13 protein-coding genes are annotated in these 12,448 nt (G+C 72.4%); 9 read left to right on the top strand and 4 right to left on the bottom strand.

Going from position 1 to position 12,448, the window contains the following annotated elements; all coding sequences use genetic code 11:
• The first annotated feature begins 38 nt into the window (after positions 1-38).
• Positions 39-944, top strand: coding sequence for an aldo/keto reductase (locus ACLZN2_RS24135; protein WP_416981090.1), 906 nt, complete (start codon positions 39-41; stop codon positions 942-944).
• Between the two features lie 61 nt (positions 945-1,005).
• Here ACLZN2_RS24135 and ACLZN2_RS24130 read toward each other — a convergent pair whose 3' ends face one another.
• Complete coding sequence (locus tag ACLZN2_RS24130; RefSeq protein WP_416981089.1) at positions 1,006-1,464, bottom strand: pyridoxamine 5'-phosphate oxidase family protein; 459 nt, start codon at positions 1,462-1,464, stop codon at positions 1,006-1,008.
• 440 nt (positions 1,465-1,904) lie between these two features.
• On the opposite strand from ACLZN2_RS24130, the gene ACLZN2_RS24125 reads away from it, so the two are divergent.
• On the top strand, positions 1,905-2,297 hold the full coding sequence (locus ACLZN2_RS24125) for a VOC family protein (protein WP_416981088.1): 393 nt from the start codon (positions 1,905-1,907) through the stop codon (positions 2,295-2,297).
• Positions 2,298-2,350: 53 nt separating this feature from the next.
• Positions 2,351-3,421 (top strand): adenosine deaminase, encoded by a 1,071-nt coding sequence (locus ACLZN2_RS24120; protein ID WP_416981087.1) that lies wholly within the window; start codon positions 2,351-2,353, stop codon positions 3,419-3,421.
• On the opposite strand, the gene ACLZN2_RS24115 is transcribed toward ACLZN2_RS24120, so the two are convergent.
• Positions 3,403-3,924 (bottom strand): mycothiol transferase, encoded by a 522-nt coding sequence (locus ACLZN2_RS24115; protein WP_416981086.1) that lies wholly within the window; start codon positions 3,922-3,924, stop codon positions 3,403-3,405. The two genes, ACLZN2_RS24120 and ACLZN2_RS24115, sit on opposite strands and share 19 nt — an antisense overlap.
• Positions 3,925-4,131: 207 nt before the next feature.
• Between ACLZN2_RS24115 and ACLZN2_RS24110 the strand changes: the two genes are divergently transcribed.
• Positions 4,132-4,416 (top strand): hypothetical protein, encoded by a 285-nt coding sequence (locus ACLZN2_RS24110; protein ID WP_416981085.1) that lies wholly within the window; start codon positions 4,132-4,134, stop codon positions 4,414-4,416.
• Between the two features lie 5 nt (positions 4,417-4,421).
• Here the strand turns inward: ACLZN2_RS24110 and ACLZN2_RS24105 are convergent, their stop codons facing one another.
• On the bottom strand, positions 4,422-5,306 hold the full coding sequence (locus ACLZN2_RS24105; RefSeq protein WP_416981084.1) for a LysR family transcriptional regulator: 885 nt from the start codon (positions 5,304-5,306) through the stop codon (positions 4,422-4,424).
• A 111-nt stretch (positions 5,307-5,417) separates the two neighbouring features.
• Between ACLZN2_RS24105 and mgrA the strand changes: the two genes are divergently transcribed.
• From mgrA to ACLZN2_RS24080, 5 genes are all read left to right on the top strand, one after another.
• The gene (gene mgrA / locus ACLZN2_RS24100) at positions 5,418-6,410 is read left to right on the top strand and encodes an L-glyceraldehyde 3-phosphate reductase (protein ID WP_416981083.1); all 993 of its coding nucleotides are present in this window, start codon (positions 5,418-5,420) and stop codon (positions 6,408-6,410) included.
• Positions 6,411-6,757: 347 nt separating this feature from the next.
• Complete coding sequence (locus tag ACLZN2_RS24095; protein WP_416981082.1) at positions 6,758-7,168, top strand: hypothetical protein; 411 nt, start codon at positions 6,758-6,760, stop codon at positions 7,166-7,168.
• 61 nt (positions 7,169-7,229) lie between these two features.
• Positions 7,230-9,569, top strand: a complete 2,340-nt coding sequence (locus ACLZN2_RS24090) for an FHA domain-containing protein (protein ID WP_416981081.1) — start codon at positions 7,230-7,232, stop codon at positions 9,567-9,569.
• Positions 9,570-9,578: 9 nt separating this feature from the next.
• Positions 9,579-10,124, top strand: coding sequence for a hypothetical protein (locus ACLZN2_RS24085; RefSeq protein WP_416981080.1), 546 nt, complete (start codon positions 9,579-9,581; stop codon positions 10,122-10,124).
• Positions 10,124-11,098: a serine/threonine-protein kinase gene (locus ACLZN2_RS24080; RefSeq protein WP_416981079.1), complete on the top strand. Its 975-nt coding sequence runs from the start codon at positions 10,124-10,126 to the stop codon at positions 11,096-11,098. Before ACLZN2_RS24085 ends, ACLZN2_RS24080 begins: the two co-directional genes overlap by 1 nt.
• Here the strand turns inward: ACLZN2_RS24080 and ACLZN2_RS24075 are convergent.
• Positions 11,089-12,396, bottom strand: a complete 1,308-nt coding sequence (locus ACLZN2_RS24075; protein ID WP_416981078.1) for a streptophobe family protein — start codon at positions 12,394-12,396, stop codon at positions 11,089-11,091. The two genes, ACLZN2_RS24080 and ACLZN2_RS24075, sit on opposite strands and share 10 nt — an antisense overlap.
• Positions 12,397-12,448 lie beyond the last annotated feature (52 nt).

Below are 12,448 nucleotides of genomic sequence, written 5' to 3'. Positions count from 1 at the left end.
CAGGTGCCGGTGTCCGCGGTGCGTGCGAGACTGCGCCGATGAGCAGTGCAGCGATCACCGCGGACGCCGCGGGCACCTGGACCATCGGCGACCTCACGGTCAACCGCGTCGGCTTCGGCGCCATGCGGCTGACCGGCAGCGCCGCCTTCCACCACGGCACCCCGAGCGACCGCGACCGCTCGATCGCCGTGCTGCGCCGGGCCGTCGAACTCGGCGTCGACCACATCGACACCGCCGCCTTCTACTTCTCCTCCCTCCGCTCCGCCAACGAACTCATCAACAGCGCGCTCTCCCCGTACCCGGACGACCTGCTCATCGCCACGAAGGTCGGCCCGTTCCGGACCTGGGCGGGGGAGTGGGGCACCGCGGCCCGCCCCGACGATCTGCGCGGCCATGTCGAGGAGAACCTGCGCCAGCTCGGCCGCGACCACCTCGACCTCGTCCATCTGCGCCGGATGCGCCAGGACTCGATCGCCGAGCACTTCGGGGCGCTCGCCGACCTGCGCAAGGCCGGTCTGATCCGGCACCTCGGCATCTCCGACGTCGAACCCCGTCACCTCGCCGAGGCGCAGGCCATCGCCCCGGTGGTGAGCGTGCAGAACCGCCACGGCCTCGGTGCCGCCACGCCCGCCACCGAGGAACTCCTCGCCGCCTGCCGGGACCAGGGCATCGCCTTCGTCCCGTTCTTCGCCATCGCCGGCGACGGCGGAGCCCTCGGCGCGACCACCGCCCATGACGAGGCCGTCCTCGCCGTGGCCCGCGCCCACGACAGCACCCCCGCCCAGATCCGCCTCGCCTGGAGCCTCGCGCAGGGCCCCCATGTCCTCGCCATCCCCGGCACCGGCAACCCCGACCACCTCACCGAGAACATCGCCGCGGGCGCCCTGCGCCTCACCACCGGGGAACTGGACCGTCTGAACACGGTCCACCGGCAAAACGCGTGACTCCATGTCCGGCGCCCGCCCGGCCCGCGAGCCGGTGACGACGCCCGCTCCCTCCACCCGTCTATTCCACCCACACCCCGTCCCGCATCACATGCCGCCGGGGCAGCTCCCGCGCCTCGCACCACGCCTGCACCTTCACCGGCCGCACCCGGAAGAAGGCGTACGACGCGCTGTCCCGGCGCGGATCCCACCCCGTCTTCGTCAGGAACGCCTCGGCGGCCTCGTCCGGGACCTCGTCGGAGGTGTACGTCACCGCCTCCCCGTCGATGAGCACCACGTCCCGGGTGTCGCCCAACGCCAGCCGGGTCCGCCCGCCGGTCCGCAGATTGCGGCCGGTGGGATTGGTGAGCCGGGTGGACAGCCACACGTACGTCCCGTCCCAGACGAACCACAGGGCGACGAGACACGGCATGCCCTTCGCGTCCGCCGTGGCGACCCAGATGTCGATCTCCCGTTCCAGCCGTGCCAGAACGTCCTGCCTGCGCTGCCGGGGCCCGCGAACCGGCTCAGTGATCTTCATGCCCGGACCGTAACGAGGTCGACACGCCCGCCGCCTCCGGCCATGGTCCCGTCCGCACCTCGGACCGGCGGCCTAGGGCGTGTTTCGAAAGTCCCTCCCCCAGAGGGGGTGCCCCCAGCCCGGCGACGCCTGGCACGCACGCTCGCCGCGTTGTCGGGATCACCCCGATACATCCAGTATCGGGGCGACCCTCCGCCTTGCGATCGCACGCACCAGACGCCGCCGGGCCCGCCCTACGGGCGGACGACGCTACTTTCGAAACACGCCCTAGGGCCTGGCGGTTGGATCATGTCGCAGACGCGGCCGAACAGCCCCGTCACTATCCTGCGACCTGATCCAAACGCCAGGCCCTGGTCCGCGAAAGCGACTGGCGTCCGCGTAGTTTTACGTATAACCTCTCCCGTCAATCGCCCCTGCCGCCCGCCTCCCGAAAGGTCCCGATGTCCCGCATCGCCCTGGTCACTCTCGTAGTCGACGACTACGACGAGGCGATCCGCTTCTACGCCGACGCGCTCGGCTTCCGGCTCGCCGAGGACGCGCCCCGGCCCGACGGCTCCCGCTGGGTCGTCGTACGGCCGGGCGACGGCCAGGACGGCACCGGGCTGCTGCTCGCCCGGGCCAAGGGTGACGGCCAGCGCGACCGGATCGGCGACCAGACCGGCGGCCGGGTCGGCTTCTTCCTGCACACCGAGGACTTCGCCCGTGACCACGCCCGGATGCTCGCCGCCGGCGTGACCTTCCTGGAGGAGCCCCGTCACGAGCCGTACGGCTCCGTCGTCGTCTTCCAGGACCTGTACGGCAACCGCTGGGACCTGCTCCAGCCCGCCGACTGATCCTCCTCCCGTACCCCGTACCCCGTACCGCCCCGCCCAAGGAAAGACCCGCCATGACCGCTACGCGCGTAGACGCCGATGTGATCCGTCGCCTCCCCAAGGCCGTCCTGCACGACCACCTCGACGGCGGCCTGCGCCCCGCCACCGTCGTCGAGCTCGCCGCAGAGATCGGCCACACCCTGCCGACGACCGACCCCGACGAGCTGGCCGCCTGGTACTTCGAGGCCGCCAACTCCGGCGACCTGGTGCGCTACATAGCCACCTTCGAGCACACCCTCGCCGTGATGCAGACCCGCGAGGGCCTGCTGCGCGTCGCCGAGGAGTACGTCCTCGACCTCGCCGCCGACGGCGTCGTCTACGCCGAGGTGCGCTACGCGCCCGAACTGAACGTCAAGGGCGGACTGACGCTGAACGAGGTCGTGGAGACCGTGCAGGAGGGGCTCGCGGCCGGAATGGCGAAGGCCGCGGCGGCCGGCACCCCCGTCCGCGTCGGCACCCTGCTCTGCGGCATGCGGATGTTCGACCGTGTCCGCGAGGCCGCCGACCTGGCCGTCGCCTTCCGCGACGCCGGTGTCGTCGGCTTCGACATCGCCGGCGCCGAGGACGGCTTCCCGGCCGCCGACCACCTCGACGCCTTCGAGCACCTGCGCCGCGAGAGCGTCCCCTTCACCATCCACGCCGGTGAGGCCCACGGCCTGCCCAGCATCCACCAGGCCCTCCAGGTCTGCGGCGCCCAGCGCCTCGGGCACGGCGTACGCATCACCGAGGACATCGTGGACGGCAAGCTCGGCCGGCTGGCCGGATGGGTGCGCGACAGGCGTGTCGCCCTGGAGATGTGCCCGACGTCCAACCTCCAGACCGGCTGCGCCACCTCCATCGCCGAGCACCCGATCACCGCGCTGAAGGACCTCGGCTTCCGCGTCACCCTCAACACCGACAACCGTCTGGTCTCCGGCACCACCATGACCCGCGAGATGTCGCTGCTCGTCGAGGAGGCCGGCTGGGGCGTCGAGGACCTGCGCACGGTCACGGTGAACGCCCTGAAGAGCGCGTTCATCCCGTTCGACGAGCGCCGGGCCCTCATCGAGGACATTGTCCTGCCGGGTTACGCGGCCGTGCTCTGAAGCAGCCCGCGCACATAGGCGGCCTGTCCGACGTGCTGCAGATCGTCGGACAGGACGCTGACCAGCCGTACGCCCAGCGTGACCGGCGGGTCCCAGCGCACGTCCACGACCCGTTCGAGATCCGCCGCCGTCAGCGCGCGCAGCGCCTTGTGGCTCTGCTCGTGCACGGCGTCGTGGTACCCGGTCAGCAGGTCGGGGTCGGCGACCCGCACCTTCGCCACCTTCGCCGGGCTGTGTCCGTACCCGGTGTCATGGCGCGGCAGGTCCAGCCCGAACCGTTTCTCCCAGTTGTCGGCCCCGCCCCACCACACCTGGTCGAGGTCGAAGGCGTCGGCGATGTGGTCGTCCTGGACCCGGGTGAGATGCCAGACGAGCCAGGCGATCGAGTTGGTCCCCGGGGCGGGCAGGGCGTTGAGGGCGTCGGGGTCGAGACCCTCGACGGTGGCGTGGACTTCTTCCCGGATGCGGTTGTACCCGTCGATGAGGATGTCCTTCGCATGCATGACTCCACCATCGCGCAGCCCGCGCCCGCCCGCCGCTTCTTCGACCCCCTTCACGGGGGCTCCGGACCGGTGGCCGCCGTTCGGATCACCCGACGCGGCCCTTGAGGTGATTGCCGTACGCCCCGCGAGCCGGGCGACCACCGCACGGGTACGGCATCCACGACGTCCGGCAGGGGCCGGACCCGGAACCCCGTGAGGAGCTCGGCGATGTACGCAGCGGTGCGGCGGTACGAGGGCGTGACCGATCCGGCGGAGGCGGGACGGCTCGTGGACGAGGGGTTCGTGCCGCTCATGCGCGAGGTCCCCGGCTTCGTGGCCTACTACTGGCTCGACGCGGGGGACGGGGTGATGGTCTCGACCAGCGTCTTCCAGGACCGGGCCGGCGCCGAGGAGTCGATCGCGAGAGCGGCGGACTTCGTACGGGACCACCTCGCGGCGCTCCTCCCCAACCCTCCCCAGGTCACGGCGGGCGAGGTGGTGGCCCACGCCTGACCGGGTCACGCCTCCCCGGCCTCCAGCAGGGCCATGAGGGCCCGGGCCGCCGGGCTCGTCGCGTCGGGGGACGGCAGCAGGGCGACCGTCTCGTAGACCGCCTCGCCGGTGCCCTTCAGTGGCAGCCCGGTCAGCGCCTCGCGCTTGTTCCGGAAGTGCCTCGGTACGACGGCCACCCCGAGGTTCTCGCCCACCAGGTCCAGCAGACTGTGCACGTCGTTGACCTCCAGCGGAACCGTGCGGCGCACCCCCGCGTCCGCGAAGGCGGAGTCGGTGGCCCGGCGCGGCCCCCAGTCCGGGTGGAAGTCGACGAACACCTCACCCGCGATGTCCTCCGGGACGAGAGGGGCGGCCGCCCGGGTGAGGGGGTGGTCGGGATGGCACAGCACGTACATCGGCTCGGTGGCCAGCGGTACGCAGCGCAGCTGGTCGGAGTCGGCCTGGGTGCGGTAGGCGAAGGCGAGGTCGAGCCGTCCCGCCGCCACCTCCTCGCCGAGCGCCCCCGAGCCGGTCTGCCGCAGCCGGATCTCCACCTCCGGATGCCGCCGCCGGAACGCGGCCAGCAGCCCCGCCACATCCACCCCCGCGATGCACTGCTCGGTGCCCACGGAGAGCGTCCCGCGCACCACGCCCTGCACCGCGGCCACCGCCTCGTGCGCGGCCCTCACCTGCGCCAGGATCCGCTCCGCCTCCGCCAGCAGCGCCCGCCCCGCCTCCGTCAGCGTCACCCGTCGGGTCGTCCGCACGAACAGCGGCGCCCGCAGCTCGCGCTCCAGCGCCCGGATCGACGCCGACAGGCCCGACTGGGACACCATCAGCCGCTCGGCGGCCCGGGTGAAGTGCTGGTCCTCGGCGACCGCGACGAAATGCTGGAGATGGCGCAGTTCCATGATTGAGAAGCCTAGCCGCACAATTCCATCGGATTCTTCTGTTGGACCGCTGCACGGCGCTCGGGAACAGTGGACCCGGAAGATCGTCGGCCAACCCCGGATGGAGTCGCGTTGTACACCGCACACCCCGACCGCTACGCGGACATGCCCTACCGGCGCACCGGACGCAGCGGCCTGAAGCTCCCCGCGCTGTCGCTCGGACTGTGGCACAACTTCGGCCCGGACCGCCCGGCCGAGACCCAGCGGGCCATCCTGCGCCGCGCCTTCGACCTCGGCGTCACCCACTTCGACCTGGCCAACAACTACGGCCCGCCGCCCGGCGCCGCCGAGTCCGCGCTCGGTCACTTCCTGAAGACGGACTTCGCGTCCTACCGGGACGAGCTGGTGATCTCCACCAAGGCCGGCTACCTGATGTGGCCCGGCCCGTACGGCGAGTGGGGCTCGCGCAAGTACCTGCTGTCGTCGCTCGACCAGAGCCTCACCCGGATGGGCCTGGACTACGTCGACGTCTTCTACTCGCACCGCCCCGACCCGGAGACTCCCCTGGAGGAGACGATGGGCGCCCTGCACTCCGCCGTCCAGCAGGGCAAGGCCCTCTACGTGGGCGTCTCCAACTACTCCGCGGAGCAGACCCGCGAGGCCGCCCGCATCCTCGGTGAGCTGGGCACCCCGCTCCTCATCCACCAGCCCCGCTACTCGATGCTCGACCGGCGCCCGGAGAGCGAGGGCCTGCTCGACGCCCTGGACGAGCTCCAGGTCGGCTCGATCGTCTTCTCCCCGCTGGAGCAGGGCGTGCTCACCTCCCGCTACCTCGACGGCATCCCGGAGGACTCGCGCGCGGCGAGCGACAGCCCGTTCCTGAACTCCGACGCGCTCACCGACGACCTCGTCGGCAAGCTGCGCGCCCTCGACGACATCGCCAAGTCCCGCGGGCAGTCCCTGGCCCAGCTCGCCCTGGCCTGGGTGCTGCGCGGCGGCCGGGTCACGTCCGCGCTGGTCGGCGCGAGCAGCGCCCGCCAGATCGAGGACAGCGTCGGCGCGCTGGCCAACCTCGACTTCGAGGACGGTGAACTGGCCCGCATCGACGCGGTGATCAACGGCTGAGCCGCTCGTCTCCATCATTCCTCCCCTTGCGGTGGCCCCGCTTCCTGTAGGCCACCGCAAGAGGAGGAACTCATCGTCGGCCAGGGCGCTATCCGGCCACCCGCGCCGAATTCGCCGTGTCATCGGCCGGTTACCAGGCGAAACGGACCGCAGGTGAGCGGAGGGGGCGGATCCACTGCCGGATTTCGGCCAGGAGTGGCGGCGAATATGCCAAGAGACTGGCCGGAAAGTCATGGTGACAGTGTTTTAGAAGTGAACATACTCGAACGTCAGGGGCACTCCGCCCCACAGGAGCCGCACGGAAAGCGAGGCAGGGCCGGCATACGAGCACTCGGGGGAGTGGAGACATGCACGACGAATTCCTGTGCCATGTCACGGCGTACGGATACTGCGACGGCCGCCGCATCGGCGTACCGCTCGGGACGTACCGCGCGCCGACGCTGGCGCTCGCGCTGTGGTGGTTACGGGACCGTGCGTCATGGATGGCCGAGCGCCTCGATCCGCAACCCGACAGCTCGCACGTCCCGCCCGGCGCCCTCGTACCGGTCGCCGACACCGTCGCCGACGTGCCCGCCCTGCTGCGCTCCTGGTGCGCCGACGTGGACCAGCAGGAGCTGGTGGCCGACGAGTTGGCCGGCGGACGGCTGGTGCGGGTCGCCGTCAGCGACGACACCACCGAGTACGAACTGCTCGCCGAGTCCGTGGACGCGCTGCGCATGCAGCGCACGGTCCCGGCGCTCGTCCTCCCCGTCGGCTGAACCCCTCCCCGAGGCCGCACACCACTGGGCGCCCACAGGTGCGAATCGATAGAATTCCGGCATGGTGGAGCGGCCTGTCGCCCCGACTGCGCCCGAACTCGTGCTGGAGACCGAGACGGGCTCCACGGTGATGGTCCCCGGCCACGCCTACTACGTCGGCCGGGATCCCCTCAGCGACATCGTCATCGACGACCCCCGGGTCTCCTGGCACCACGCCGTCCTGCGGCCCGACGGCGACCACTGGACCCTCACCGACGAGAACAGCACCAACGGCACCTGGTCCGAGGGCCGCCGTGTGCGGGAGCTCGGCGTCGGCCCCGGCAGTGTGATCCGCTTCGGCAGCGCGGCCGACGGCCCCTGCGCCGTCCTGGCGAGCCGGCCGCCACCGGCCCCCGAACGCCCCTCGGCGGTCTCCATGCCCGGCCAGACCGGCACCTTCCGCCGGCCCACCTCCGTACGGCCCCTGCCCACCCGGACCGTGCGCATCGGCCGCGCCTCCGACAACGACCTGGTCATCGACGACCTGGTCGTCTCACGCCGCCACGCCGAACTGCACGCCCTGCCCGACGGCGGCTACGAGATCGCCGACCTCGACAGCCACAACGGCACCTACCTCAACGGCTTCCCCGTCTCCCGCGCCCCGATCGGCCCCGGTGACATCGTCGGCATCGGCCACTCGGCGTTCTGCCTGGTCGGCGACGAACTGCAGGAGTACGTCGACACCGGCGAGGTCTCCCTCGACGTCCAGGACCTCACGGTCGCCGTCGACCGCGGCCGCAAGACCCTCCTCGACCACGTCTCGTTCCCGGTGGGGGAGAAGTGCCTGCTCGCCGTCGTCGGTCCGAGCGGCGCCGGGAAGTCCACCCTGCTGAACGCGCTCACCGGCCAGCGCCCCGCCGACCACGGCACGGTCGTCTACGACGGCCGCGACCTCTACCACGACTACGCCGAACTGCGTCAGCGCATCGGCCTCGTCCCGCAGGACGACATCCTGCACGCCCAGCTCACCGTCCGGTCCGCCCTCGCCTACGCCGCCGAACTGCGCTTCCCGCAGGACACCGCCAAGGCCGAGCGCCGGGAACGGGTCACGGAGGTCATCCGCGAACTGGGCCTCGAACAGCGCGCAGAGCAGCCGGTGCACAGCCTCTCCGGCGGCCAGCGCAAACGGGTCAGCGTGGCGCTGGAGTTGCTCACCAAACCGTCCCTGCTCTTCCTCGACGAACCGACCTCCGGCCTCGACCCCGGCATGGACCGCTCGGTGATGCACATGCTGCGCGGCCTCGCCGACGACGGCCGCACCGTCATCGTCGTCACCCACAGCGTCCTCAGCCTCGACGTCTGCGACCGCCTCCTGGTCCTCGCCCCCGGCGGCCGGATCGCCTACTACGGACCGCCCGGGGAAGCCCTCGGCTTCTTCGGCTTCACCCAGTGGCCCGAGGCCTTCGAGGCCTTCGAACGGGACCAGGACCGCGACTGGGCCGGACAGTACCGCGACTCCTCGTTCCACCACCGGTACGTCGTCAACTCCACCGCCCAGCCGCGCCTGCCCCGCGAGGGCCCGGTCATCCTGCTGCCGCCGCCCCGGCCCCGCAGCCGCGCCGCCCAGCTCGGCACCCTCGTGCGCCGGTACACGGCCGCGCTCGGCGCCGACCGCACCTTCCTGGCCATCATGGTCGCCCTGCCGTTCGTGATGGGCGCCATGGCCCGCGCCCTCGCCGGCGGCGAACTCACCCGGGACACCGCCATGAACGCGCTGCTGATCCTGTGCGTCGGCGGCGTCCTCACCGGCGCGGCCAACGCCGTGCGCGAACTCGTCAAGGAACGCGTCATCTACCGGCGGGAGCGGGCCGTCGGCCTGTCCAGATCGGCGTACCTGATGTCCAAGGTCGTCGTCCTCGGCACCGTCACCGTCGTCCAGGCGGTCGTCCTCACCCTCGTGGCGCTACTGGGAGTCGACCTCAACGCCCCCGGCGGCGAGGGCGTGTTGCTGCCTCCGCTGGTCGAGATCACCGTCGCCGTAGCCCTGTTGGCGTTCACGGCCATGATGCTCGGCCTGCTGGTCTCCGCGCTGGTGCGCAAGGAGGAGGTGACGATGCCGCTGCTCGTGCTGCTCGCCATCGTCCAAGTGGTGTTCTGCGGAGCCCTGCTGAAACTCGACGGGGTACCCGGCCTGCAACAGCTGTCCTGGCTCGTGCCCTCGCGATGGGCGCTCGGCGCGATGGCCGGCACCATCGGGCTGTCCCGGATCGTGCCCGGCGACATCACCGCGGACCCGCTCTTCGAGCACAGGGCGGCCGTGTGGCTGCTCGACATCGGCATGCTCGTCGTGCTCTCCGCCGTCTTCGGGTTCGCCGTCTCCCGGCTGCTGCGCCGGCACGAACCCGCCGTGATGCGGAAGTAGGGGCGGCCCATGACGACCCCCGCCTTCCGGCCCACGCACGTCGTCCCCCAGCAGGGCATGCCCGCCTGGGAGGCCCCCGACCCCGCCCGGCCCACCGTGCCCCTGGACCCGCTGCTGCCCGTCCGGCTCCTGGAGCGGCGCGGCGACTGGGGGCACGTGCTGTGCGCCAACGGCTGGCAGGCCTGGGTCGACGGCCGCTACCTGATCGCCGTACCGCAGGACCCGCCCGCCGCCGACGACCCGCCCACCACGGTCGCCGACCCGAGACCCCTGCTCGCACGGGCCGAGGAGGCACTCGCGCACTACCGCGCGGCCGTCGAGGAACTGGCCGGCGGCGCCATGGACGGCGAGTCCTTCCGGCGGCGCACGCGCGACCTGCGGATCGGGCTGGTCGTCGACGGCGAGTCCGTGTGGCTCTACGACACCGCCCAGGAACGCTGGGTCTACGGCGACGGCACCCGGCTGAGCACCTACGCGACGGACCACGCGCCCGACGCGGCCCCGGGCCGGGGTGACGCCCCCACCCGGGCCGGGGCCGCGGGCGGAGGGTCCTGATGGGGACCAGCGCGTTCTCCGGGCGCCCGTCCGACCTGGTGGGCCGGCAGATCGCGGGCTACCGCGTCGAGCACGAGATCGGCCGGGGCGGCATGGCCGTCGTCTTCCGCGCCCGTGACCTGCGCCTGGAACGCACCGTCGCGCTCAAGCTGCTCGCCCCGGAACTGGCCCGCAACGACACCTTCCGCAAGCGTTTCACCCATGAGTCCCGGGTGGCCGCCGCGATCGACCACCCGCACATCGTGCCGGTCTTCGAGGCCGGGGAGACCGAGGGCGTGCTGTACATCGCCATGCGCTACGTCGAGGGCAGCGATCTGCGCGCCCTCCTCGACCGCCAGGGCCCGCTGCCGCTCGCCACGGCCGTACGGATCGCCGCGCAGGTCGCCTCCGCGCTGGACGCCGCCCACGAGCACGGCCTGGTCCACCGGGACGTCAAACCCGGGAACATCCTGGTCTCCCGGGGCACCGACAGCGACCACCCCGAGCACGTCTACCTCACCGACTTCGGCCTGACCAAGAAGTCGCTCTCCCTGACCGGGTTCACGACCGTCGGCCAGTTCGTCGGCACCCTCGACTACGTCGCCCCCGAGCAGATCTCCGGCCGCCCGGTCGACGGCCGCTGCGACGTCTACAGCTTCGCCTGCGTCGTCTACGAGACCCTCGCCGGGCACCCGCCCTTCCTCCGCGACGAGGACATGGCCCTGCTGTGGGCCCACCAGGAGGACGAACCGCCCCCGCTCACCGAGTCCCGCCCCGACCTTCCCCCGCAGATCGACGCCGTGTTCGCCAAGGCCCTGGCCAAGCCTCCCCAGGAGCGCCACGACACCTGCCGGGCCTTCGTCGCGGCCCTGCGGGCGGCGGGCCGGGGCGACCAGAGCGCCCGGCACCCGTCCACGGAGCCGACCGGACTCCCCGCCGTACCCCCGCCTCCGCCGGACTGGGCCCGGCCCGTCTTCCGCGGCCGTCAGCCCTGACCCGCGGGCGGGCCGCCCGTCTCGCCGCGCCGGTGCACCGGCCGGGCCAGCAGCGCGCCCAGGAAGCCGGTGACCAGCCCCCACAGCGCGGCCAGACCGAGCGCGGACCACACCTCGGGGTGGAGGAACAGGTCGCCGGAGAGACCGGCGAGATCGTTGATGCCGAGCACCGTCAGGCCGTAGTGCGCGGAGACCCGCCCCACCAGACAGATCATCAGGACGGTGAGCACCAGCGCGACCGCCATGTGCACGGCGTGCTGCCAGGCACGCGTCCGGGCCGGGGAGCGGACCGCCATCACGAACGCGGCCCCCACCAGCAGCACCGCGTCCACCACGACCAGCCACCACACCCGGCCGTCGTACTCGGCCATGCTGTTCAGGTTCAGCGCGGCGGTGTCCTCGCCGCGCAGCACCTCGTCCAGCACATGCGGCATGGGCAGCCCGAACGGACCCTCCACCCGGCCGTTCCAGGTCGCGCCCAGCCCGACGGTGAACACCATCCACACCAGGTTGGGCAGCCCCAGCAGGACCACCGCGAGGGTCTCCGGGGCATGCCCGCGCGTCGCCGCCACGACCAGGGCCACGACCAGGCCCAGGGCGACACACGTGAGCAGCAGCGCGACCATCGCGTACGCGGCCGGCCGCACCGACTCCTGGAAGCGCAGCAGCCGGGCCGGCAACGGCGCCCCGCGCGAGACCAGCAGCGCCAGCAGCAGCACCCCGGCCAGCCACACCAGCCCGACCAGCAGGGTGAGCGGCACGTCCGTGGAGAAGCCGACCCGCGGGTGGACGCCGAACAGATCGCCCAGGTCGTTCAGCGTGTCGCTGCCCAGGCCGATCTCGAACGTCTGCCGGGCGCCGAGCGCCAGAGCCAGAAGGCCGAGCAGCCACAGCACGGCGATCCGGGCGGCCCAGCCGGACAGCTCCCGGGCACCGGCGACCGCCCGGTGCCGGAGCGGCCGCAGAAAACCGGCGGCGGTCACGAGCGCCCCGACCAGGGTCACCGACAGCGGAACCACCGTCAGCCCGGCCCGGGTGTCGGCGAGGCCACCGGCGTCCCCGGACAGCTCCACCGTGCCCCCGACGGCCGTGACCACGGTCGCCGCGACCACCCGGGGGAACGCGTCCTGCGGCAGGTCCGAGGCTCCCGCCGCCCACAGGCCCAGCGCGGCCACGACCACCATGGAGGCGAGACCGGCCAGTGCCACGCCGAACGCCGACGCCCAGCCGTGACGGCGGACCGCCCGGTCGGAGCCGGTCCGGCCGGCTGGCTGGTCCGTGGGGGTGCGCGGGCTCACCCTGCCCACGCTAAGCAGGGCCGGGGCCGCCCGCCCGTCGAGCGGGGCCGTC

Origin of the sequence: Streptomyces sp. T028 (assembly GCF_048159505.1) — a bacterium.
Classification (GTDB): Bacteria; Actinomycetota; Actinomycetes; order Streptomycetales; family Streptomycetaceae; genus Streptomyces.
This window is presented reverse-complemented; position numbering and strand designations above follow the sequence as displayed.